This is a genomic window from Exiguobacterium sp. s70 (assembly GCF_018618315.1).
GTDB classification, from domain to species: Bacteria; Bacillota; Bacilli; order Exiguobacteriales; family Exiguobacteriaceae; genus Exiguobacterium; species Exiguobacterium chiriqhucha.
This window is the reverse complement of the sequence record NZ_JACSLV010000001.1, coordinates 185,344-210,329: the sequence shown is the minus strand read 5'-3', so window position 1 is coordinate 210,329 and position 24,986 is coordinate 185,344. Positions and strand designations below refer to the sequence as shown.

23 protein-coding genes are annotated in these 24,986 nt (G+C 51.7%); 21 read left to right on the top strand and 2 right to left on the bottom strand.

Annotated features, from left to right (window positions below; all coding sequences use genetic code 11):
• Positions 1–4: 4 nt before the first annotated feature.
• The 13 genes from accD (at position 5) to coaE (ending at position 15,817) form a co-directional block, all read left to right on the top strand.
• Positions 5–859 carry an acetyl-CoA carboxylase, carboxyltransferase subunit beta gene (gene accD / locus KNP84_RS01095; RefSeq protein ID WP_215114381.1) on the top strand — a complete coding sequence of 285 codons (855 nt, stop codon included), beginning with the start codon at positions 5–7 and terminating at the stop codon, positions 857–859.
• Positions 852–1,787, top strand: a complete 936-nt coding sequence (locus KNP84_RS01090) for an acetyl-CoA carboxylase carboxyltransferase subunit alpha (protein ID WP_021065619.1) — start codon at positions 852–854, stop codon at positions 1,785–1,787. Before accD ends, KNP84_RS01090 begins: the two co-directional genes overlap by 8 nt.
• 160 nt (positions 1,788–1,947) lie before the next feature.
• Positions 1,948–2,916, top strand: coding sequence for a 6-phosphofructokinase (gene pfkA / locus KNP84_RS01085; protein ID WP_214831905.1), 969 nt, complete (start codon positions 1,948–1,950; stop codon positions 2,914–2,916).
• Between the two features lie 95 nt (positions 2,917–3,011).
• Positions 3,012–4,754: a pyruvate kinase gene (gene pyk / locus KNP84_RS01080; protein WP_214831904.1), complete on the top strand. Its 1,743-nt coding sequence runs from the start codon at positions 3,012–3,014 to the stop codon at positions 4,752–4,754.
• A 67-nt stretch (positions 4,755–4,821) separates the two neighbouring features.
• Positions 4,822–5,286, top strand: a complete 465-nt coding sequence (locus KNP84_RS01075; protein WP_021065622.1) for a DUF441 domain-containing protein — start codon at positions 4,822–4,824, stop codon at positions 5,284–5,286.
• Positions 5,287–5,469: 183 nt separating this feature from the next.
• Positions 5,470–6,582: a citrate synthase gene (citZ, locus tag KNP84_RS01070; protein WP_021065623.1), complete on the top strand. Its 1,113-nt coding sequence runs from the start codon at positions 5,470–5,472 to the stop codon at positions 6,580–6,582.
• Between the two features lie 118 nt (positions 6,583–6,700).
• The gene (icd, locus tag KNP84_RS01065; RefSeq protein WP_029595182.1) at positions 6,701–7,969 is read left to right on the top strand and encodes an NADP-dependent isocitrate dehydrogenase; all 1,269 of its coding nucleotides are present in this window, start codon (positions 6,701–6,703) and stop codon (positions 7,967–7,969) included.
• Between the two features lie 30 nt (positions 7,970–7,999).
• Complete coding sequence (gene mdh / locus KNP84_RS01060) at positions 8,000–8,935, top strand: malate dehydrogenase (protein ID WP_021065625.1); 936 nt, start codon at positions 8,000–8,002, stop codon at positions 8,933–8,935.
• Between the two features lie 185 nt (positions 8,936–9,120).
• Entirely contained in the window at positions 9,121–9,825 is a 705-nt protein-coding gene (locus tag KNP84_RS01055) for a response regulator transcription factor (RefSeq protein ID WP_021065626.1), read from the top strand.
• Positions 9,822–11,549 (top strand): two-component system histidine kinase PnpS, encoded by a 1,728-nt coding sequence (gene pnpS, locus KNP84_RS01050; RefSeq protein ID WP_021065627.1) that lies wholly within the window; start codon positions 9,822–9,824, stop codon positions 11,547–11,549. The genes KNP84_RS01055 and pnpS overlap by 4 nt, the downstream gene beginning before the upstream one ends.
• Before the next feature lie 207 nt (positions 11,550–11,756).
• Entirely contained in the window at positions 11,757–14,354 is a 2,598-nt protein-coding gene (polA, locus tag KNP84_RS01045) for a DNA polymerase I (protein WP_214835183.1), read from the top strand.
• A 20-nt stretch (positions 14,355–14,374) separates the two neighbouring features.
• On the top strand, positions 14,375–15,199 hold the full coding sequence (gene mutM, locus KNP84_RS01040; protein ID WP_215114054.1) for a DNA-formamidopyrimidine glycosylase: 825 nt from the start codon (positions 14,375–14,377) through the stop codon (positions 15,197–15,199).
• A gap of 12 nt (positions 15,200–15,211) precedes the next feature.
• On the top strand, positions 15,212–15,817 hold the full coding sequence (gene coaE / locus KNP84_RS01035; protein ID WP_029595185.1) for a dephospho-CoA kinase: 606 nt from the start codon (positions 15,212–15,214) through the stop codon (positions 15,815–15,817).
• Between the two features lie 17 nt (positions 15,818–15,834).
• Here coaE and KNP84_RS01030 read toward each other — a convergent pair whose 3' ends face one another.
• A complete protein-coding gene (locus tag KNP84_RS01030; protein WP_029595186.1) occupies positions 15,835–16,317 on the bottom strand; it encodes a site-2 protease family protein in 483 nt (160 codons plus the stop codon).
• Positions 16,318–16,471: 154 nt separating this feature from the next.
• Between KNP84_RS01030 and KNP84_RS01025 the strand changes: the two genes are divergently transcribed.
• The 8 genes from KNP84_RS01025 to KNP84_RS00990 all read left to right on the top strand — a co-directional run bounded on the left by KNP84_RS01025 (position 16,472) and on the right by KNP84_RS00990 (position 24,625).
• Positions 16,472–17,503, top strand: coding sequence for a glyceraldehyde-3-phosphate dehydrogenase (locus tag KNP84_RS01025; RefSeq protein ID WP_215114053.1), 1,032 nt, complete (start codon positions 16,472–16,474; stop codon positions 17,501–17,503).
• A 231-nt stretch (positions 17,504–17,734) separates the two neighbouring features.
• Positions 17,735–18,121, top strand: coding sequence for an adenosylmethionine decarboxylase (speD, locus tag KNP84_RS01020; protein WP_029595188.1), 387 nt, complete (start codon positions 17,735–17,737; stop codon positions 18,119–18,121).
• 111 nt (positions 18,122–18,232) lie between these two features.
• Positions 18,233–18,604: a hypothetical protein gene (locus KNP84_RS01015; RefSeq protein WP_029595189.1), complete on the top strand. Its 372-nt coding sequence runs from the start codon at positions 18,233–18,235 to the stop codon at positions 18,602–18,604.
• A gap of 12 nt (positions 18,605–18,616) precedes the next feature.
• Positions 18,617–19,084 (top strand): transcriptional regulator NrdR, encoded by a 468-nt coding sequence (nrdR, locus tag KNP84_RS01010; protein ID WP_021065634.1) that lies wholly within the window; start codon positions 18,617–18,619, stop codon positions 19,082–19,084.
• A 42-nt stretch (positions 19,085–19,126) separates the two neighbouring features.
• On the top strand, positions 19,127–20,479 hold the full coding sequence (locus KNP84_RS01005; RefSeq protein WP_021065635.1) for a DnaD domain protein: 1,353 nt from the start codon (positions 19,127–19,129) through the stop codon (positions 20,477–20,479).
• Between the two features lie 5 nt (positions 20,480–20,484).
• A complete protein-coding gene (gene dnaI, locus KNP84_RS01000; protein ID WP_021065636.1) occupies positions 20,485–21,399 on the top strand; it encodes a primosomal protein DnaI in 915 nt (304 codons plus the stop codon).
• Between the two features lie 312 nt (positions 21,400–21,711).
• Entirely contained in the window at positions 21,712–23,649 is a 1,938-nt protein-coding gene (gene thrS / locus KNP84_RS00995; protein WP_214714591.1) for a threonine--tRNA ligase, read from the top strand.
• Between the two features lie 112 nt (positions 23,650–23,761).
• Positions 23,762–24,625, top strand: coding sequence for a DUF1002 domain-containing protein (locus KNP84_RS00990; RefSeq protein WP_031199847.1), 864 nt, complete (start codon positions 23,762–23,764; stop codon positions 24,623–24,625).
• Between the two features lie 52 nt (positions 24,626–24,677).
• Here KNP84_RS00990 and KNP84_RS00985 read toward each other — a convergent pair whose 3' ends face one another.
• A complete protein-coding gene (locus KNP84_RS00985) occupies positions 24,678–24,887 on the bottom strand; it encodes a hypothetical protein (protein ID WP_021065639.1) in 210 nt (69 codons plus the stop codon).
• Positions 24,888–24,986: the final 99 nt, after the last annotated feature.

The following is a 24,986-nucleotide window of genomic DNA, read 5'->3' as shown; positions in this document are numbered from 1 at the left end:
AGCGATGACTGCTTTTTTCAAGAAACCTAAACGATATATGCCATTGCGTCAACGAGAACCAAAGATTGATGCACCACAAGGCTTGATGACGAAATGTCCATCTTGTAAATATATGCATTACACGAAACAGTTAAATGAGAATCATAAAGTGTGTGATTGCGGCTACCATTTCCCGCTCAGTGCAGATGAGCGGATTCACATGTTGGTCGATGGTCAATCGTTTGAAAAATTTGCGGGACCGCTCGTCAAAGAGAACCCGCTTGATTTTCCAGATTATGAAGAAAAATTGAAAAAAGACAGGGAACGAACTGGGATTGAGGAAGCAATCGTTTGCGGTCGTGCCACAATCGATGGGCTCCCGGTCGTCGTCTGCGTCATGGATGCCCGTTTCCGTATGGGGTCGATGGGCGCCTACGTCGGAGAAGCAATCGCCTCGGCGGTCCGGACCGCGACGAAAGACGGATTGCCGGTCGTCTTGTTCACGGCCTCGGGCGGTGCCCGCATGCAAGAAGGCATGGTCAGCTTGATGCAGATGGCCAATACGTCAATCGCCTTGAAAGAACATGACGAGGCGGGTCTTCTGTATGTCGCCTACTTGACGCATCCGACAACAGGTGGCGTGTCGGCGAGTTTCGCGATGCTTGGTGATGTGAACGTCGCCGAACCTGGAGCGTTGATCGGCTTTGCCGGTCGTCGCATCATCGAACAGACGATTCGTGAAAAATTGCCAGACAACTTCCAAACTGCCGAGTTTCTATTAGAAGCGGGTCAATTGGACGCCGTCGTTCATCGTGAACAGATGCGTTCGTTCTTGAAGAAGATGATCGTGTTACACGGCGGGGAGGTCCATCATGTTTGATCCAATCAAAGAAGTAAATGAACAGCTCGGGAAGTTGCGTGAGACGGCGGAGACGAAAGGAATCGATTTATCCCGTGAAATCCGTCACCTTGAAGCGAAGCTTCATCGATTAGAAAAAGACATTTATGGGAATATGAAACCGTGGGATCGCGTGCAGCTGGCGCGAAATCCGAAACGCCCGACGACGCTCGATTATATCGATCGCCTGTTCCCGGATTTCATCGAGTTGCACGGTGACCGTCACGGCTATGATGACGCTGCGATTGTAGCGGGATTGGCCACACTCGACGGCGTCCCGGTGACGATTATCGGTCATCAACGTGGGCGGAACACGAAAGAGAACATGAAACGCAACTTCGGGATGCCACATCCAGAAGGCTATCGCAAAGCGCTTCGTTTCATGAAGCAAGCAGAGAAGTTCAATCGTCCGGTCATCACGTTCATCGATACAAAAGGCGCCTACCCTGGGAAAGCGGCCGAAGAGCGTGGACAAAGCGAAGCGATTGCCCGCAACTTGTTTGAAATGGCGACGTTGAAAGTTCCGATTATCTCGATTGTCATCGGGGAAGGCGGATCGGGCGGTGCGCTCGGGATTGGTGTTTGCGACCGGTTGCTCATGCTTGAAAACAGCACGTACTCGGTCATTTCACCAGAAGGCGCGGCTGCCCTGCTTTGGAAAGACGCGAAGCTTGCGGAACGCGCTGCGGAAACGATGAAGATTACGGCACAAGATTTGTTGAATTTAGGGATTGTCGATGAAGTCGTCACCGAGGTGTTTGGTGGTGCCCATATCGATGTGTCATTACAGTCATCACTCTTAAAGCCTGTATTAGCACAACACATGACTGAGTTGCGAGGACGGACTCAAAACGAGTTGTTGCAAGGGCGCGCTGCCAAATATCATGAAATTGGCACAATTGGCTCGTGAAAACGTTAACAATCGCTTTGCGTTCACGTTAAATCACTCACGGGTTGACTGCTTTTGAGCATACCCCATGCTTTTTTTTCACATACTTGTGTTGTAAAACAAAGGTCAGACATGGTATTTTATTTTCAGATTTCGTTAAAACACATAAGAGGTGAGTGACGTGAATTTAAAACGTATTGCGGTATTGACAAGTGGGGGAGACGCCCCCGGAATGAACGCTGCAGTCCGTGCCGTGACCCGAAAAGCGATTTTCGAAGGTCTAGAAGTGTACGGTGTGTATAACGGCTATCAAGGTCTAATCGAAGGAGATCTCGTTGAATTGAACCTCGGTTCTGTCGGTGATATCATCCAACGCGGAGGAACATTCTTACGTTCTGCCCGTTGCCCTGAGTTTAGAACGGAAGAGGGCCGTGCCAAAGCGGTCGAGCAGTTGAAGAAATTCAATATTGACGCGCTTGTAGTCATCGGGGGCGACGGTTCTTACCGTGGCGCCCAGAAGTTGACGGAACTTGGATTCCCGACAATAGGGCTTCCAGGAACGATCGACAACGATATCCCAGGAACGGACGCGACAATCGGGTTCGATACGGCGCTCAATACGGCGCTTGACGCGATTGATAAAATCCGTGACACGGCGTCGTCGCATGAGCGGACGTACGTCATCGAAGTAATGGGCCGTGATGCAGGTGACATCGCACTTTATGCCGGTCTTGCCGGTGGTGCCGAGTCAATCCTCGTCCCAGAACGTCCAGAAGATTTGAGTGCCATCGTCGACCGCATCAACCATGGTGTGGCGCGCGGTAAGAAACACTCGATCGTCGTTGTCGCCGAAGGCGCAGGCAGTGCCGAAGAAATCGGAAAAATGATCGCTGAGAAGACAAACTCAGAGACGCGTGTAACGATTCTTGGACATATCCAACGCGGCGGTTCCCCGACTGCTGCTGACCGTGTGCTTGCGAGCCGCATGGGTGCATATGCCGTCGAGATTTTACTCGAAGGCAAAGCCGGACGTGTCGTCGGTATTCGTGGCGGTAAGATGATGGATCTTGATATCGACGAAGCACTCGACCATAACAAACACACGCTCGATATGCAGTTGATCGATCTTTCGAACCAACTTTCGATTTAACGAGTAGCAGTGAACTCCACAGAGACGGGATCAGGTCGGTCGACCCCCCGTTTTCTGTGTGTAAATGCAATACATCCCCTAGGAGGTTTTTATTTATGCGTAGAACGAAAATTGTATGTACGATTGGACCAGCTTCAGAGAAACGTCTTCCAGAAATGATTGAAGCCGGAATGAACGTCGCTCGTCTCAACTTCTCACACGGTGACTATGAAGAGCACGGCGCACGTATCCGTGACATTCGCGAAGCATCAAAAGCTGCCGGTAAAGTCGTGACGGTACTTCTTGACACGAAAGGTCCTGAAATTCGTACACATACGTTTGAAGAAGGAAAAGCACTCCTCGAAAAAGGCAAAGAAGTCATCATCGTCTCGACAGAAGAAATCGTCGGAACGAAAGATCGTTTCTCAGTCACGTACGAAGGCTTGTACGAAGACGTTGAAGTCGGTTCACGCATCATGCTCGACGACGGACTCATTGGTCTCCTTGTCGTTGAGAAACTCCCGAACCGTGACCTTCGCTGCGTCATCGAAAACGAAGGCATCATCAAGACGAAGAAAGGTGTCAACTTGCCTAACGTCAAAGTGAACCTTCCTGCCCTTACAGACAAAGACATCGCTGACATCGAGTTCGGTATTTCTCAAGACATCGATGTCATCGCGGCATCGTTCGTCCGCCGTGCGTCTGACGTCGTTGAGATTCGTCAACTTCTCGAGCGCAACAACGCGTCACACATCAAAATCTATCCAAAAATCGAAAACCAAGAAGGTGTCGACAACATCGACGAAATCTTGGCGATTTCTGACGGTTTGATGGTCGCTCGTGGTGACCTCGGAATCGAGATCCCAACAGAAGAAGTCACACCAGTTCAAAAAGAATTGATCAAAAAGTGTAACGACCTCGGGAAACCGGTCATCACGGCTACACAAATGCTTGATTCAATGCAACGCAACCCGCGTCCAACACGTGCGGAAGCATCTGACGTTGCCAACGCCATCCTCGATGGTACGGACGCAGTCATGCTTTCAGGTGAGACGGCAGCAGGGGACTACCCAATCGAGTCAGTTCAAATGCAAGCAGCAATCGCTGTTCGTACTGAGCAAATGCTCGACTACAAAAACTTGCTCAAAGATCGTCAGAAGCGCAGTGAGCACACGGTAACGGATGCGATCTCACAAGCGGTTGCCCACACGGCAATCAACTTGAACGCGAAAGCGATCTTGACACCGACACAATCAGGTTACACGGCTGCTCGTACAGCGAAGTATCGTCCAGAGGCGAACATCATCGCGGTCACAGAGTCAGAGCGCGTGGCACGTCAATTGAACCTCGTTTGGGGCGTGTACCCAATCGTGGCTGACACGATGCCGAACAACACGGATGAGATGTTGGTACAAGCTTCAGAAGCAGCTCGTCACGCTGGATTCGTTACAGACGGTGACCTCGTCGTCATCTCGGCTGGTATCCCGGCTGCGACAGCTGGTACGACGAACATGATGAAAGTTCATATCGTCGGTCACGCCCTCGCAAACGGACGCGGCATCGGTGAGCGTGGTCTCGTCGGTGAAGTCGTCGTTGCGAACAATGCAGACGAAGCGAATGCGAAAGCGAAAGAGGGCATGATCCTCGTCGCACCATTCACAGATAAAGAAATGATGCCAGCGATTGAAAAAGCGGCTGGAATCATCACAGAAGACGGTGGATTGACGAGCCATGCCGGTATCGTTGGACCATCACTCCGCAAGCCGGTTATCGTCGGTGTCGAATCAGCGACATCAACGTTCCGCGACGGACAGATGATTTCAATCGACCCACTTACTGGTAAAATCTACAACGCGTAATCGAATGCCAATCGAACCGACCTTTTCATGAGGTCGGTTCTTTTTCCATTCAGAAAGAGAGTGTGTGATGAGTGCCTATTTATTCTTGCTGTTGCTCGTATTGATTGGGGTTATCTCCCATAACCAGTCGGTCATCATCGCCAGCAGCGTCCTCTTGATTATTAAAGCGGTCGGATTCGGCGACCAATTGTTCCCGACGCTCGCCTCAAAAGGCATCCATTGGGGGGTAACGATTATTACAATTGCCGTCCTCGTGCCGATTGCGACCGGCGACATCGGATTCCGGGAATTGTGGAATAGTATTAAAGGTCCAGTCGGCATCATCGCGTTCGCCTCTGGAATCTTCGTCGCGCTTGCCGCCGGCCAAGGGGTCCAACTGATGCGGGTCGACCCCGTCGTCACGACGGCATTGCTCGCTGGGACCATCCTGGCCGTCGGTTTCATGAAAGGCGTGCCGGTCGGACCGCTCGTCGGAGCCGGCATCGCCGCCTTGATTTTAGGTGGATTTAGCCTGTTACAAAAATGGTTCTGACATTTTTTGACGGCTGGATACGCTTACATTTCTTTTTTTCAGTAAATTGTTTATACTAGATAAAGGACAGGGTGGAGCGAGCTCGAAACGGATTGGGGAGAGTCTTCGACTCCTCGCCCTTATTCCCTACACACAGACTGTATATGCGGTCGATCACTTTTAAAGACTGAGGGGGAGTTATTGATGTCAACGACAAAAGGTTTAGAAGGAATTGTGGCAGCGGCCTCAAAAGTCAGTTCGATTATTGACGGACAATTGACTTACGGAGGATACACGATTGACGATTTGGCAGACCACGCCACATTCGAAGAGGTTGTTTTCCTATTATGGAACGACCGCCTTCCGAAAGAAGATGAATTAACTGAGCTCTCAGCAGCGCTCGTGAAAGAAGCCAAATTGCCAGAAGACGTCATCGCGACGCTCGAACGGGCACCGAAATCGGCCAATGCGATGGCGACGATTCGGACTGCACTTTCACAGCTCGCGCTTTATGATGAAGAGTCTGAAGATATGAGTCCGGAAGCGAACATGCGCAAAGCGATTCGTCTCCAAGCGCAAATCGCCACGATTGTGACGGCATTCGCTCGTCTTCGTAAAGGCGAACAACCGGTTGCACCAAAACAGGGCTTGTCTTATGCGGGCAACTTCTTGTACATGTTGAATGGAGAAGAGCCGAGCGAGGTCGCCGAGAAGACGATTGACAAGGCACTCATCCTTCACGCCGACCATGAATTGAACGCTTCGACGTTCACGGCACGCGTCTGCGTTGCCACATTGTCGGATATTTATTCTGGTGTGACGGCGGCGATGGGCGCCCTTAAAGGCCCGCTCCACGGAGGTGCGAACGAGGCGGTCATGAAGATGCTTCATGAAATCGGATCGGTCGACAAAGTCGAAGACTACGTCCGCGGCAAGTTCGAACGCCGTGAGAAGATCATGGGCTTCGGTCACCGTGTCTATAAGGACGGCGACCCACGCGCGAAACACTTGAAAGAGATGAGCCGCCAATTGACTGCTCAAATCGGCGAACCGGAATGGTACGAGATGTCTGAGAAAATCGATCATCTCGTCGAGACGGAAAAAGGCTTGAAACCGAACGTCGATTTCTATTCGGCGTCAACGTATTACGCGCTCGGCCTCGACGAAGAGTTGTTCACGCCGATCTTTGCTGTCTCACGCATGTCGGGCTGGATTGCCCACATCCTCGAGCAGTACGCGGACAACCGTTTGATCCGTCCTCGCGCTGAATACATCGGCGAGACGAACCGGTCATACGTCCCGGTGAACGAGCGTTAATTGACGCCGAACGAGAAGTTCGAGTCACAATTTAGACATAAACTTTGGTAAACTAACAATTGACGTAGGTCGGCGCTCGCGTCGGCCTACATAAATGTACTTAGGGGGATTCATTATGTTGACACAAAACGAAAAGATTACAGTTGAAAACGGTGTATTAAACGTACCAAACGTACCGACGATTCCATTTATCATCGGCGACGGCACAGGACCTGATATTTGGAACGCATCAGTGCGCGTCTTTGATGCGGCTGTCGAAAAAGCATATGGCGGCGAGAAGAAAATCGAATGGATGGAAGTGTACGCTGGGGAGAAGGCCTACAACCAAAAAGGCGAATGGCTTCCAAACGAGACACTCGATCAAATCCGTGAATATTTGATTGCCATCAAAGGTCCATTGACGACACCGGTCGGCGGCGGAATCCGTTCACTCAACGTAGCACTCCGTCAAGAACTTGACTTGTACACGTGCTTGCGCCCGGTCCGTTACTTCACAGGCGTCCCTTCACCGGTCAAACGCCCAGAGGATACAGACATGGTCATCTTCCGTGAGAACACAGAAGATATCTATGCAGGAATCGAATACGCGTCAGGTAGCGACGAAGTGAAGAAGTTGATCTCATTCTTGAAAGAAGAGATGAACGTCAACAAAATCCGTTTCCCAGAAACGTCTGGAATCGGAATCAAGCCAATCTCGTCTGAAGGAACAAAACGTCTTGTTCGTGCGGCGCTCGAGTACGCCATCGCGAACAACCGTAAATCGCTCACGCTCGTTCATAAAGGAAACATCATGAAGTTCACAGAAGGCGCCTTCAAAAACTGGGGCTATGAGCTTGCAGAAGAAGAGTACGGCGACAAAGTCTTCACATGGGCGCAGTATGACCGTATCAAAGAAGAATCAGGCGAAGCGGCTGCGAATGAAGCGCAATCGAAAGCAGAAGCAGAAGGCAAAATCATCGTAAAAGATTCAATCGCTGATATCTTCTTGCAACAGATTTTGACACGTCCGCGTGAGTTCGATGTCGTGGCCACGATGAACTTGAACGGTGACTACATCTCGGATGCGCTCGCTGCCCAAGTCGGCGGAATCGGGATCGCCCCTGGAGCGAACATCAACTACGTGACGGGCCATGCTATCTTCGAAGCGACACACGGTACGGCACCGAAGTATGCCGGCCTCGACAAGGTCAACCCGTCATCGGTCATCTTGTCTGGTGAAATGATGCTTCGTCATATGAACTGGAACGAAGCGGCTGACCTCATCATCAACTCGATGGAGAAGACGATCGCCTCGAAAGTCGTCACATACGATTTCGCTCGTCTCATGGACGGCGCGACAGAAGTGAAGTGTTCAGAGTTTGCGGATGAATTAATTAAAAACATGTAAGACATCAGCTAAACCAAGGGGGAGAGCACAATGATTCGTCGCAATAAAATCTCGGTTATCGGTAGCGGATTCACGGGGGCCACGACGGCACTGTATTTGGCTCAAAAAGAACTCGGTAACGTCGTCTTGCTCGATATCAAAGAAAACGAGAACCCGACGAAAGGAAAAGCGCTCGATATGCAAGAGACGGCGCCGATTCAAGGGTTTGACTCGTGGATTACAGGGACGTCGGACTATGCCGAAACGGCGGACTCGGATATCGTCGTCATCACAGCGGGAATCGCGCGCAAGCCAGGCATGAGCCGGGACGACCTCGTCTCGACGAACGCCAAAGTGATGCGGGCGGTCACGAAAGAAGTGGCCCGTTACTCGCCGGACGCGATTATCATCGTCTTGACGAACCCGGTCGACGCGATGACGTATGCCGCCTTCAAAGAGTCGGGCTTCCCGAAAGAGCGTGTCATTGGTCAATCCGGTGTGCTTGATACGGCCCGGTTCCGGACGTTCGTCGCTGCGGAGTTGAATATATCCGTGAAGGACGTTTCTGGATTCGTGCTCGGCGGGCACGGGGATGACATGGTCCCGCTCATCCGCTACTCGTATGCGGGAGGAATCCCGCTCGAGAAATTGTTGCCGACCGACCGCATCGAAGCAATCGTCAATCGGACCCGTAAAGGCGGCGGTGAGATCGTCCAACTGCTCGGGAACGGATCGGCCTACTATGCGCCGGCCGCGGCCATCGTCGAGATGGTCGAAGCGATTCTCAAAGATCAACGGCGTATTTTACCGGCCATCGCGTATCTCGACGGCGAATACGGTTTCCACGACTTGTATCTCGGTGTTCCGACGATTCTTGGTGCGAACGGAATCGAACGTGTGCTCGAACTTGAATTGACGGAAGCCGAAACGGCGGCGCTACAGCGTTCAGCCGACTCGGTCCGCTCCGTCCTGAACGTCCTCAACTGAGGGCTTACCTCGTCTGCCATGGCAGACGAGGTTTTTTGTATGCGTGGCGCATGCTACACTGAAAGCAGAACGTGGATTTGTTTTGTTTTTGTAAAGATTTGCTTTGAGGTTGGTCGTAGGTGGCATTGATTTGTAAAATAGGTAGTGTACATGACTGAACAGATAGATTAGAGGAGGAACTAAGCGTGGCTGATAAAGTAATTGTTGTCGATGACGAGGTGTCGATTGCGACGTTATTAAAGTTTAATTTAGAACAAGCCGGATTCGAAGTCGAGACGGCGCACGATGGAAAGACCGGACTTGAACTGGCCGAGAAACAAGATGCCGTCTTGATTGTCCTCGATTTGATGTTGCCTGAGATGGACGGTCTCGAAGTTTGCAAACGGCTACGCCAACAAAAAGTGAACACACCGATTCTCATGTTGACGGCGAAAGACGATGAGTTCGATAAAGTACTCGGCCTCGAACTCGGTGCCGATGACTATTTGACGAAGCCGTTCAGCCCACGAGAAGTCGTGGCCCGGGTCAAAGCCATCCTGCGCCGTTCGGCCCCACAAGAAGCTCCGGCGACAGACACGGACGTCATCGAGATTGGCGACGTGAAAATCATCGCGTCGAACTATGAAGTGTTCAAAAACGGCGAACGGCTCGAGTTGACACCGAAAGAGTTCGAACTGTTAGCCTACTTAGCCAAGAACAAAGGACGCGTTTTGACGCGCGACCAGCTCTTGTCGGCGATATGGAATTACGATTTCGTCGGAGATACGCGCATCGTGGACGTTCACATCAGCCACCTCCGGGAGAAGATTGAACCGGTGACAAAAAAACCGACCTATATCAAGACGATTCGCGGCCTCGGTTATAAGATGGAAGAGCCGATGCCCGAATGAAGACGTACCGCTCGCGGTTTTTGACGACGCTCATCCTGCTCGTGACGGGCGTCTTATTGACCCTCGGGATCGTGCTCGGTCAATTGTTCAAAGACTTCTATTTAGATTCTGAACGCGACCGCTTGAAAGAAGACGCTGAGTTGGCCGCGCTCTATTTAGACGGAGGCGACCTTGCGGACATCCAAGACTACGTCGGTCAAATCGATGATGAGAGCAGTTTCGATATCTTGCTCCTCAATCGTCGGATGGAAGTCATCGCCGGGACACCGTTTCGGGTCGGTTCCTTTGATTTCCGGATGGATGCCTCGTCGATTCCGGAAGGCGGGACGTTCGGCAACGAGACACGCGAGGACTTGATTCAGTTCACGAAGCCGATCGAACTGTCATCCGGTGACACGGTATATTTGAGTTTTATCCGTTATGTCTCCGATTTGGAAGGGGTGTATGACCGGATTTGGCTGACCATCGCGCTAGCCTTGATTTTCTCGTTCTTCTTAATCCTTTTCGTGTTACACAACCTGACGAACCAATTCATCCGACCGATCGACGAGGCGACCATCGTCTTGCGGGAACTGGCGGACGGGAACTATCGGGCCCGCGTCTACGAGTTGCGAAACGATGAGGAGACGGGCAGCCTGGCCGGGTCGATTAACGTGCTCGCCCGCAACTTGGAGACAATCTCACTCGGGGAATCGGTTCAACGGGCAAGGCTTGAGTCGCTCATCGAGTATATGGGGGCAGGGTTACTTTTGGTCGACGAACGTGGCATCGTGACGCTCGTCAACCGCTCGTATCGCGACATGTTCCAATATGATGAGTTGATGATCGGTCAGTTTTATCATGGAATTTTGCCGAGCCCGGACGTTGAGACGCTGATTGAAGACGTCTATTTGACAGAGGAGCCGCATCGCCGACAACTATCGATTCGGTCCGGTTTCAACCAAAAGACGTATATGGTATCGGCCGCACCGATTTTCAGTGATACAGGCATGTTGCGCGGGACGACGCTTCTCTTTAACGACATCAGCGAGTTGAAGCGACTTGAGAAGATGCGCAAGGATTTCGTCGCGAACGTCAGTCATGAACTGAAGACGCCGCTCACGTCGATTCGTGGTTTCAGCGAGACGCTGCTCGACGGGGCGAAAGAAGTGCCGGAACTACGCGATCAATTCTTGGATATCATTCAAAAGGAAGCGACGCGCATGCAGATGCTCGTCGAGGACTTGCTCGAACTGTCGCGGCTCGAACGGGAAGACTTCCATTTGGAGTTCACCCCGGTCCAACTCAATCAGCTCGTCGAGGAAGTCTGTCTCGTGCTCAGTCAAAAAGCGGAACAGAAATCGATTCACTTGGAGTCGCGTCATGATGGGGAAGTCGTCTTGCAGGCGGACATGAACCGAATCAAACAAGTCATCTTGAATCTCGTCGCCAATGCGATTAACTACTCGCCGGAAGGTAGCCAGGTCGAGATTGCGGTCGAGAAGAGACCGGACGGCTCTTATTTGATCGTCAAAGACAACGGCATCGGCATCGCGCCGAAAGAAGTGGGCCGAATCTTTGAACGGTTCTACCGGGTCGATAAGGCGCGGAGCCGAAACTCCGGCGGGACGGGTCTTGGTCTTGCCATCGTCAAGCATATCGTCGATCTCCATCACGCGACGATTCAAGTCGATAGCGTCGAAGGCGAAGGAACGACGTTCACCATCAAATTCCCGAGTGCTTAACAAGGAATTCATGGTGAATTCATACCGGCTTTACAAAGCGATGCTACTCTATGGATGAGACCTCTTCATCATCTCGTGTCCCGATTGGTGCTCATCTCCACTCGATCGGGAAGATCGACCCTTTTCTAGTACCTAGAAAAGGGTCTTTTTTTTCGAACGCATGTACCCGTATGATATGATGGAACCAGATAGAATGGAGGTTGTCCAATGAATAAACTACTACTCCTTGACGGAAACTCACTCACGTATCGTGCCTTTTTCGCGTTGCCTCCGATGACGGATGCGAGCGGTCGAAACACGAACGCCGTGTACGGGTTCACGATGATGTTATTGAAGCTGATGGAAGACGAACAGCCGACACATTTCGCGGTCGCGTTCGATGCGTCGAAAAAGACGTTCCGCCACGACACGTATGCCGACTATAAAGGTGGACGGCAAAAGACACCGGGTGAGCTCCGCGAGCAATTCCCGATCGTCCGTGAGATTTGCGAGGCGTTCGGTATCAAAGTACTTGAGCTCGACCAGTACGAGGCCGATGACATCATCGGGACGCTTTCAAAAAATACCGCGTTCGACCAAGTGACGGTCGTCACGGGTGATAAGGATTTACTGCAGTTGATTGACGACCGTGTCACCGTCTATTTGACAAAGCGCGGCATCACTGACGTCGAGACGATGGACGCAGCGGCGTTCCACGAGCGGTATGAGGGACTGAGTCCACTTCAAATGATTGATTTGAAAGGTCTGATGGGCGATAAATCCGACAACATCCCGGGTATCCCCGGTGTCGGTGAGAAGACGGCCCTCAAATTGCTCACAGCTTACGGTTCTGTGGAAGGCCTATATGAACATACGCATGAACTGAAAGGGAAACAAAAAGAGAAGGTCGAGGCGAACGAGCGGGAAGCGCTCATGTCGAAACAATTGGCGACGATTTATACCGACGTGCCGATTGACGTCACCATGGACGAGCTCACGTTCCATCCGTATGACGCTGGAAAAGTGAAGCCGTTGTTCATGAGCCTGCAGTTCAAGTCGCTTCTCGGGAAACTGAGTCTCGACGCGTCGAGCGAGGAAGCCGTGGAAGTACGTGATGTGAACCATATTGGGATTGACGAGCAAGATTTGACAGAAGCGGTCCTCTTCCTCGAGCAACTTCGCGACGATTATTTCGAAGAATCGGTCATTGGCGTGGCCATCGCTTCAAAAGCCGGGGTGACCGTCGGTGACGTGTCGCTCTTAGACGTGCCGGCTGTCCGCGAATGGCTGGCGGATGAAAACCGGGCCACGATTTGTCTCGATGCGAAACAGACGATCATTCAATTGAAACGCCACGGCGTGTCGCTCCGAGGCTACGAGGACTTGCTCGTCGCTGGCTATTTGCTCAACTTGTCGGGCGGGACGACGCTCGACTCGATTGCCGCTCATTTCGAATACGCCTTGCCGGAAGATGAGGCCGTGTATGGAAAAGGGGCAAAACTGCACGTGCCGGAACAAGACGTCCTCGAGCAACACCTCGGGGAGAAGGCGATGGCCATCTTGACGTTGTTCGTCAACGTCAGTAACGAACTCGTCAAAAACGAGCAGACATCGCTGTATGAGGATTTGGAACGACCGCTCGCCTCGGTGCTCGCTGAGATGGAGTGGGCCGGGATTCATGTCGATGTGGCGACGTTGAAGGTGATGGAAGACGATCTTCGCGAACGCCTGCTTCAGCTCGAGACCGAAATTCACAGCCTCGCCGGTGAAGCGTTCAATATCAATTCACCGAAGCAACTCGGCGTCATCTTGTTCGAGAAGCTGGCGTTGCCGCCGGTCAAGAAGACAAAGACGGGGTACTCGACGGCGGCGGACGTGCTTGAGAAGCTTGCACCACTCCACCCGATCGTCGAACATATCATGCATTACCGCGAACTTGGGAAGTTGCAGTCGACGTACGTCGAGGGGTTACAGAAAGTCATCAAGGACGACGGGAAAATCCATACCCGTTACACGCAGACGTTGACGCAGACGGGACGATTATCGTCGGTCAACCCGAACTTGCAAAACATCCCGATTCGCTTGGAAGAAGGGCGCCGGATTCGTAAGGCGTTCACGGCGAGCGAATCCGATTGGGTGCTCTATGCGGTCGACTACTCACAAATCGAACTCCGCATCATGGCCCACATGTCGCAGGATGAAAAGATGCTCGAGGCGTTCCTGCATGACGAGGATATCCATACGTCGACGGCAGCTAACGTGTTCCGGGTCGCCAAAGAAGAAGTGACGTCGCTCATGCGACGCCAAGCGAAAGCGGTCAACTTCGGAATCATCTATGGCATTAGTGATTACGGGCTGTCGCAAAACCTCGGCATTAGCCGAAAAGAAGCGCAGACGTTCATCGATACGTACTTCGAGCAGTTCCCAGGAGTGAAACGATTCATGGATGCCGCCATCGAACGGGCCCGGGAACACGGCTACGTCGAGACGATGTTGAAACGCCGCCGCAATATCCCGGACATCCATTCCCGCAACTTCAACTTGCGCGGTTTCGCCGAACGGACGGCCATCAATACGCCGATTCAAGGGACGGCAGCCGATATTATCAAGAAAGCGATGATTGACGTCGATGTGGCGCTCCGCGAATCGGGCTTACGCTCGAAACTATTGCTTCAAGTCCACGATGAACTCATCTTCGAAGGGCCGAAAGCAGAGACGGAAGCGCTCGAAAAAATCGTCAAGCAAGCGATGGAGCACACAATCACCTTGGATGTCCCGCTCCGCGCGGACGGTTCGTTTGGTGAGACGTGGTTCGACACGAAATAAGAGCGAGAAAGGAAATCAATATGCCTGAATTACCAGAAGTGGAGACGGTCTGTCGCCGATTGCGACCGTTCGTCTCCGGAAAAACGATTGCAAATGTCGAAGTGCTCGACGCGAAAATCATTCGGGGACACGAACCGGAGATTTGGAAACAACAGTTGCTCGACGAGACGATACAAGACGTCGAGCGACGGGGGAAATTTATTTTGTTCAAATTGACGAACGGATATCTCGTTTCGCATCTCCGAATGGAAGGGAAATTCTTCCCACATGACGAAATGGTCAATCCGGTCAAACATACGCACGTTGTCTTCACGTTCACGGACGGGACGACGCTTCATTACAACGATGTCAGAAAGTTCGGCACGATGGAACTGAAGACGAATGACGAGTTGTATGTGACACCGCCGCTGTCGCTACTCGCACTTGAACCGTTCGATTCGGGAGTGACGGCGGAGACGCTCCACACCCGCTTGAAGCGGATGAATGTCCGTGCCATCAAGACGGCACTCCTTGACCAGTCGATTTTCGTCGGTCTCGGCAACATTTACGTCGATGAGACGTTGTTCCGGGCCGGGGTCCATCCGACGCGCCCGGCGGCCTCGCTCTCGCTTGACGAGGTGCACTCGGTGCATCAAGAAGCTGTGGCCGTGTTGACTGAAGCGATTGAGCGCGGCGGGAGCACAATCCGAAGCTACACGAATCCGGATGGGGCGAGCGGAACGTATCAAGAGACGCTCTACGTATATGGTCAGACCGGTGAGCCGTGTAAACGATGCGGCCGACCGATTGAAAAGATGAAATTGGGCGGACGGGGCACGCACTACTGTCCGCACTGCCAACAGTAAGAGGTGGACACGATGTTGAAGATTGGTTTGACAGGTGGAATTGCGACAGGGAAGTCGACCGTATCCCGTCTGTTTCGAAAACAAGGAATCCCGATTATCGATGCCGATAAAATGGCGCGGATCGTCATCGAGCCGGGAGGCAAGGCGTTCGCGGCCGTTCGTGAGGCGTTCCCACAATGCTTCTCGGGCGACGCATTGAACCGTCAGGCGCTCGGACGTGAGATTTTCCATGATGATGCCAAACGTCAATTGCTGAATCAACTCATGCATCCGGCCATCCGCGAGGAGATGCTCGAGGAGATGCGTGGCTATGAGGCGGCGGGCGAGAAGGTCGTCATCTTCGATATCCCGCTCTTGTTCGAAGGGACGATGCGGGACCTCGTCGATTATACGGTCGTCGTCTATTGTCGGGAGGAGATTCAGCTGATGCGCCTCATGGAGCGGAACGGCTTGACGAAAGCTGAAGCGCTCGCGCGCATCCATGCCCAAATGCCGATTGAAGAGAAGAAGCAACAGGCTGATTTTTTAATCAACAACAACGGTGCCTTAGGCGATTTATCGGCCCAAGTGGCCCGCCTCGTCGAACAATTTGAAGACATGAAAAAAGAAGGCGACTGAGCGCCTTCTTTTTTTGTTCAGTTCAATGGGTCTGAGTCCGGTCGGCCTTTCTTCCATGTGTCGAAGATGGCTCGGCCGTCACTTGGATGACCGTTCGAATAATAAATCGGATAGAGCGAGAAGAACACGTAATAAAACGAGAAGTACGCGAATTGATACGTATATAGCGTCGGTTCAATCTCACGCATCAAGATGAAGGCGTTCACGATCAAGATGCTCGATAGGTTGAAGATGGATCCGCCCGCGTAGACGAGACTCCGGGTCAAGCGGTTACTATATTTCAAGTCGCTGAACTGACACCACGCGTCATAGAAGTAGACACGGTTGAATTGCAGGCGCCCGACTTTGAATAATTTCTTACCGGTCCCAATCTCCATATCGAGCGAACCCCCAAATAGTTTCGCGAAGAAGAAATGGCCGAATTGATGGATAATCGTCACTATCGGCAAAATGATGAAAAACGAGATGATAAATTTGTCTAAATCGGTCCAATCGAACATGCTGTCTAGCTCCTTTCCAAGCTCTTCACCAAATTTCCCTCTTTTTCAAATCTGAAACTGTAAAAAAGTGAAAGAAATGTGACGATTCATAGTGAAAACGCTTCCATTTTTCCGTTATAATGGTGTCGTAACGCAGAAAAAAGGGGGACTTTACATGGGGACGAAAGTTGCAATCAATGGATTTGGTCGAATCGGGAGAATGGTATTCCGAAAATTGATGCTTGAAGGGCGTCACGACGTGGTCGCCATCAATGCGAGTTATCCGGCGGAGACGCTCGCCCACTTGATTAAGCACGACACGGTCCACGGACCGTTCACACTCACGGTCCGGGCGCATGGGGATGCGCTTGAAGTTGATGGGAAGCGAATCATGCTCGTCTCCGAGCGTGATCCGGAGCGGTTGCCGTGGAATGAGCTCGGGGTTGAAATCGTCATCGAGGCGACCGGTAAATTCAATTCAGATGTCGGGGCGAGAAAACATTTGACGGCCGGTGCGAAGAAAGTTATTTTGACGGCACCAGGAAAAGGGGAGCTGCGGACGATTGTCATGGGGGTCAACGATGGTGACTATTTACCGGAACACGATCACGTCATTTCGAACGCGTCGTGCACGACGAACTGTCTCGGCCCGGTCGTGAAAGTATTAGACTCGACGTTCGGCATCGAGACGGGACTCGTCACGACCGTGCATGCCTATACGAATGATCAAAACAATATCGACAATCCGCATAAAGACCTACGGCGCGCCCGTGCTTGTGGTAGTTCCATTATACCGACTTCGACCGGGGCTGCCAAAGCCATCGGACTCGTCTTGCCTGAATTGCAAGGTAAGTTGAACGGGATGGCACTTCGCGTCCCGACACCGAACGTCTCGCTCGTTGACCTCGTCGTCGAGTTGCGCCGGGACGTGACGGTCGATGAAGTAAATGAGGCGTTCGAGCGCGCGGCTCACGGAGAGATGACGGGCATCCTCGGTGTCTCGAACGAACCGCTCGTCTCGATCGACTTCAACGGTGATGAGCGTTCGTCGATTATCGATGCTGATTCGACAATGGTTCTCGGTGGAAACCATGTTAAAGTACTTGCTTGGTACGATAACGAGTGGGGCTATTCGTGCCGTGTTGTTGACCTATTGGACATGGTCGCGAGCTACTTGCAAATCGGGCAACAAGAAACCCACGTTTGAAAAAATATATTTACACAAAAATATTTTTAATGAATTGAAACAAATGTCTTGTATCGACGTCCCAAACACGATACACTCTAACTCGTGAACTTCAATTGGTCTGACAAACGCAACTTAAAGGGTTAGGACCTCTTAGGACTAACTTGCCCCCGTGGTTGTGGGCGATTCAGGCACAAAGTGAGTGAACATCAACTACTTTGAGACCATTGATGTAAAGGGGGATCCACTAATATGGATACTATGGGACGTCACATTATTACAGAACTTTGGGAGTGCAATCCCGACAAATTGAACGATATCGACTACATCGAGCGCTTGTTCGTCGATGCAGCACTTCGTTCGGGCGCTGAAGTCCGCGAAGTCGCTTTCCACAAATTTGCGCCACACGGTGTAAGTGGAGTTGTTATCATCTCAGAATCACACTTAACGATTCACAGTTTCCCAGAGCATGGCTACGCATCAGTCGATGTGTTCACATGTGGGGACCGAATCGATCCGGCCACAGCTTCGCAGTACATCGCGGAAGGCTTGGAAGCAAAAGTTCGTGAGGACGTGAAACTTGATCGCGGAATGGGACCGATTCGTGTTCCGGAAGCGCAAGTTGCAATCAGCAAATAATCAGATTGACCTTTTGAGGCTGGCCGAATTTCGGTCAGCCCTTTTAATTGTTTTGTTAACCGCTTAATTTTGATATGCTTAACCTATATAAATAAGGTGTCGAGGTGGATAATGGGATTATTGGATAAGTTTCAAACACATGTCCAGACGGACGATTCGCATAAAAATGAGGCGCTGCGCACACGTTACGTGGCAGCATCGCCGACCGCCGTGCTCACGTGGCTCCGCGAACGAATTGAGGCACAAGGACAAACGGTTCGCCGTGTCGATACAGACCGGGGCGAAGTGGCGTTTAACGGCGACGGCTGGGACGCGCTGGCGACAGTCATTCAAGTGGATGGCGGACGTACGGCTGTCGACTTCACGTTGAACCGGGATCAGATGCTCGGGCCGGACCTTGGTCAAATCGTCACCACATATTATGAGGCGCTGCAAGTGAAATTCCCGCTCCGCGCCATCGGGAATCAATCTGTCGAACGATAAGGAGGGCTGAGCATGCGTTGTCCTAAATGCGATCATAATGGAACGAGAGTGCTCGACTCCCGACCAGTACAAGATTTCTATTCGATTCGTCGCCGTCGCGAATGCGAGGAGTGCGGCTATCGCTTCACCACGTTTGAAACGGTCGAACAGACCCCGCTCATCATCGTCAAAAAAGACGGGAATCGGGAAGAGTTCAGCCGGGAGAAAGTGCTTCGCGGCATTATTCGGGCGTGCGAGAAACGTCCGGTCACGCTGGAACAACTCGAAGGTGTGGTCACGAAAGTCGAACAGCAGCTACGGGCCCTTGGCCAATCGGAGATTCCGAGTGAACAAGTCGGTGAGCTCGTGATGAATGAATTGGCACGCGTCGATGAAGTGGCCTACGTCCGCTTCGCGTCCGTCTATCGCCAGTTCAAAGATATCTCTGTGTTCTTTAAAGAACTTGAAGATTTAATGAAGCAAGAAAAATCGACCAACTAGAGGGGCGGCCTGCTGGTCGCCTTTTTTCAGGGGAGACCTATCATGGAAAAAGAACGAATCCTGTACGGGACTGACGAACTGTTGATTATGAGCACTGGGCTCATCGATCGCGAGTCGTATCAGTCGTTGTATCACTTATATCAGCCGGTCATCGGTGTGAAGGCACTTGCGATGTATCAGACGCTTTGGAGCGAGCTGAAGCCCGGGAAGATGAAATCGAATTATATGTCGCACAGCGCGCTCTGTGAAATGCTCGATTACTCGATTAACGAGCTGACGGACTGTCTGTTCCGGCTCGAGGCGATCGGTCTCGTCCGGACGTATAAGACGAAAGATGAGCGTTTGACCCAGTACGTATATCAACTGCGTGTCCCGCTCGCACCCCATACGTTCTTGAACGACGGACTGTTGTCGAGTTTTCTCTTCTATAAAGTCGGGGAAGTTCGCTTTAAACAGTTGCAAGGACGATTCACGATCGATCCATTGCCGGCCGGGATTATCGAGGTGACGAAAGACTTTAATGAAGTGTTCGACGTCAAAGGCGTCAATCATATGGCGTTCACCCAAAAGAACTACGAGAAACCTGACCGCGCCAAAATCGAGATCAACTATACGTTCGATATGGAAATCGTCAAAAAACTGACGAACTTCCCCGTCGGCTTCTTCACGAAGAAGCTCGATGAGACGATCACGAAGCTTGCCTACGTCTCACAAATCGATGAAGAGACGATGGCCGAGATGTTGAAGGAGTATTTCGTCCACGAGGCGTATCTACCACTCAGCGAGCAAGAGAAACGCGACGGCTGCCGCCAAATGGTGTTGCAGTTGAAGAAGAAACAAACGCGCCATCGGAAAGTGAAGTCGGACGAGACGGTAAAAGCAGAAATCGGTGATTTGCATGACGTGACGGTCATGGAAGAAGCGCATCCGCATCAATACGTGTCGACGTTACGTAAGACGCCACAACTGTCGAAGAGTGACGAGCAACTCATTATCGATCTCGTCGATACGCTCGGGCTCGCGCCAAGTGTCATCAATGCATTGTTCTATTACTGTATCGAAGTGAAGAAGCAGACGCGGCTCAGTGAGAACTATGTCATGCGGATCGCGACAAGTTGGAAGACGGCGGGCTATTTAAACGCTAAAGACGCGTTGGAACAAGAAGCGACACAAGATGCGCTCATCGAGAAGAAACAGCAGAAACGGGAGAATGTGCAACAGCGGACGACCGTCGGCTCGAGACGCAAAGACAAGACCGAGATGCCAAAATGGCTCGAAGACGAGGCGAAAGAGCAACGGACGTACGATCAAAAACGAAAACAAGAGCTCGAGGCATCGGTCCCGGACGACGCGGAACTCGTTAAGCTGTTGAATGAATTGAAAGAGAAAGGATGAGGGACATGGAACGCATCAATCAAACGCTCGCCCAAATGATGAACCGGAAAGAAGTGCGGGAAGCGTACGAATCGATTCGCCGGCGCACCCTCGAACATCCAGAAGTCGTCGCTTTTTTAAAGGCACATCCGGAGTTAGACGAGACGGCGGTCGAGGTCGGCTTTACGAAGCTCAGTGAATATGCGGAACAGATGGACGGTAAGAAGCTCGTCGAGGAGCAAGCCGTCATCCCGGGCCATCAGCCGGTGCTCTATGTCGACCTCGGTCAAATCGCAATCCGTTATGAAGAGACGGTGAAGCATCGTCAAGCACGGCGCCAAAAAGAGATGGACCGGAAGTTCAAGAGCCTATTCTTGCCGGAGGAAGTGCGAGAGGCGAGCTTTGAATCGTTCGACTGGTCCGATGATGCCCGTAAAATCGCACTCCGTGAATCGATGCGGTTCGTCTCAGGCATGAAGACCCGCCAAAAAGTGAACGGTTTATACCTTCACGGCAGCTTCGGCGTCGGGAAGACGTACTTGCTCGCGGCGATCGCTAATGAGCTGAAAGTGGCGGACATCGAGACGATCCTTGTCCACGCCCCGGGATTCGTCTCGGAAGCGAAACGGAAAATCCGGACCGACTCGTTCGATTCGTTTTTGACGTCATTCCAACACGTGCCGGTGTTATTGATTGATGACATCGGGGCCGAGGCGATCAGTCCGTGGGTACGAGATGAACTGTTCGGCATTATTTTGCAGTATCGCATGATGCATCGCTTGCCGACGCTTTACAGCTCGAACTTCAGCGGAGAAGAGCTCGAGACCCACTTCTCGATCGACGGTTCGCCACAGAACAAAATGAAGGCGCAGCGGCTCATGCAACGCATCTCGACGACGACGACGCAAATCGAGTTAAAAGGTGAGAATCGACGGCGGTAAAGGGATTGTATTTCTGGAACGAGTTGACTATACTAATAAGCATATAACCGATGCATTGAAGAGGACATGAGACGTCGTAACGGGTTTCAAAGCGAGGGAAGGCTGGTGAGAGCTTCCTAAACACGCCGATCGCCTTACTCCCTCAGAGCACCGTACGGGTCAATCGTGCGGCGATTCACACTCGTTATCGTGTGTTCGAGCCAAGCGGATCGCTTGGGAACGAGGGTGGTACCACGAGAATCAAAGCTCGTCCCTTTCATAGGGATGGGCTTTTTTTATTTTCTTTTAAATGTAGAGAGGGGAAGTTGACACATGATTCAATTGACATTTCCAGATGGGGCCGTCAAAGAGTTTGAGGCCGGCATCACAGCAGAAGAAGTAGCAGGTTCAATCAGTCCAGGACTTCGTAAAAAAGCAATCGCCGCCAAAATCGATGGTGAGATGATCGATTACCGTCGTCCGATTGAACACGACGGTAAAATCGAGCTCGTCATGCCCGACTCAGAAGACGGCATCGATTTGATGCGCCACTCGTCAGCCCACTTGATGGCCCAAGCCATCAAACGGTTGTACGGCGAAGAAGGTAGCATCTACCTCGGCATCGGACCGACAATCGAGAACGGTTTCTATTATGATATCGAGATGGATCGCCGCATCAACGAGGAAGACCTTCCAGAAATCGAGAAAATGATGAAACGAATCGTCGACGAGAACTTGGACATCACACGCGAAGTCGTCTCGCGCGACGAAGCGCTCGAGCGCTACAAACAGCTCGGGGACCCACTCAAAATCGAATTGATTGAAGATATCCCGGCGAGCGAGACGCTCACGATTTACCATCAAGGCGAATTCTTCGACTTGTGCCGCGGACCGCACGTCCCATCGACATCGAAATTGAAAGTGTTCAAGTTGATGAGTGTGGCCGGTGCTTACTGGCGCGGCGACTCGGACAACAAAATGCTTCAGCGGATTTACGGAACGGCGTTCGCGACGAAAGAACAACTCGCGGAGCACCTGCGTCTATTGGAAGAAGCGAAAGAGCGCGATCACCGCAAACTCGGGAAAGAACTCGATCTCTTCTTCGTGTCGCAAGAAGTCGGCCAAGGTTTGCCGATGTGGCTCCCGAAAGGTGCCTCGATCCGTCGTACGGTCGAACGTTATATCGTCGACAAAGAGCTCGAGCTCGGGTATCAGCACGTCTACACACCGGTCCTCGGTTCGGTCGACCTGTATAAGACATCGGGTCACTGGGATCACTATCAAGACGATATGTTCCCGAAAATGGAGATGGACAACGAAGAACTCGTCCTTCGTCCGATGAACTGTCCGCACCACATGACGATCTATAAACATGAGCCGCGCTCATACCGCGAACTCCCGCTTCGTATCGCTGAGCTCGGCGGTATGCACCGTTACGAGATGTCAGGGGCGCTTACAGGCCTCCAACGCGTCCGTTACATGGTGTTAAACGACGGGCATACGTTCGTCACACCGGAGCAGATGAAACAAGAGTTCAAAGATATCGTCCACTTGATTCAAGAAGTGTACGCTGACTTTGGCATCAAGGATTATCGCTTCCGCTTGTCGTACCGTGACCCGGCCGATAAAGAGAAGTACTTCGACAACGATGCGATTTGGGAAACAGCCCAACGTCAATTGAAAGAGACGATGGATGAGCTCGGTCTCCCGTATTTCGAAGCAGAAGGCGAAGCGGCATTCTACGGACCGAAACTCGACGTCCAAGTCCGCACGGCGCTCGGCAAAGAAGAGACATTGTCGACAGTCCAACTCGACTTCTTGCTCCCTGAGCGGTTCGACTTGACGTACACAGGACCAGACGGCAAAGACCATCGCCCGATCGTCCTTCACCGTGGTGTCGTCTCGACGATGGAGCGTTTCGTCGCTTACTTGATCGAAGAGTATAAAGGAGCGTTCCCGACATGGCTCGCCCCGGTCCAAGTCAAATTGATTCCTGTCTCGCACGTTCATGACGAATATGTCGCAGAAGTGAAGGCAGAGCTCGTCAAGCGCGGTGTCCGCGTCGAAACGGACCTCCGTGACGAGAAGCTCGGCTATAAGATCCGAGAAGCACAGATGAAGAAAATCCCGATGACACTCGTCCTCGGTGATAAAGAGCGCGATGAGCGTGCGGTCAACATCCGCCGGTACGGACAGCAAGAACAAGTATCGGCTACACTCGATGCGTTCTTGGCATCCCTCACAGAAGAAATCGCGAACCGTTCACGTTAATCGGTCGACCATCCTTCGCCGGAAGGGTGGTCGTTTTTTCGGTCTCAAGACGGATGCGGAACGAGTGATGGAAACGTAAGGTAGAAGAAAGGAGTGATTCATTTTGAATTATATGAAACCATTAGTGGCGTTGACGATCGGTTCGGTCGTCGCGACAAGCATGATTCCAAAAGTAAACGCAGAAGCCATCGTTGATGACACGATTGTCACACTCGGTGAATCATTATCAGCCAGCCAACGGGATTGGGTGCTCGAACGAGTTGAGGCACCGGCTGGAATTGAACCGATTATCACGACCGCGGCCGATGAAGATAAGTACTTAGGGGATGCCGTCCCACAAGCACAACGCGGCGGGGGTATGTATTCATCAGCCCGTATCAAACTGACTGACGGGACTGGACTCGATATCAAAACGGAAAACGTGACATGGGTCACCGAAGATATGTATGCGAACGCGCTCGTGACCGCCGGTGTCACTGATGCCGACATTTACATCACATCTCCGATTCGTGTCACCGGGACGTCGGCGTTGACGGGCATCATGAAAGCGTACGATCAGACAGCTGAAGAGACAGGCATTCAATTGTCCGAAGAGCGGAAAGACTTGGCGCAGGAAGAACTGGCTGTCACGTCTGAAATCGGGAAGACAGTCGGTCAAGAGGACGTGGCCGGTCTCATGAACGAGATTAAAGCTGAGATTGCGAACAAGGCACCGGAGACGAACATCGAGATTCGCGATATCGTCATCCAAGTGTTGAATCAAAACAACGTCCAATTGTCTGATACGCAATTGACGCAATTGACGACGCTGTTCGAAAACATGCAGCAAGCGAACCTCGACTGGGGAGCGATCAGTAACGGGCTACAAGGGGCTGGCCAAGACGTCCAGGCGTTCCTCGAGACCGAGGAAGTTCAAGGTTTCTTCGCCCGCTTGTTCGAAGCACTCAGCAACTTCTTCAAATCATTAACGAATTGATCGACGTTGACTACGTGACAGATGATATTGAAAAAAGGGCGAGCGCCCTTTTTCAATACCATCGTTTATGGATATAGTCGCGAGCGGACTCATGGTCGTCGACAATCTTCAACGTGATTCGGTTCATTTCTTCTAATAAGTCCGTCAAAATCGCTTCGAGCTTGGCATCACTCACTTCATGGTGGCGCATCGTCTCTTGAACGATGTGTTTGATTTGGTCGTGATAATCATGGTCGTCTTTCACTTGCTTTCTCCAAGACACGGTCCATCCCTCCTTTTTTATTTTATTCCCTTGGAAAAGGTATTGCGAAACAGCGAAATGACTGTTATCATCATAAAAGTGTGAGCTACCAATTATTCA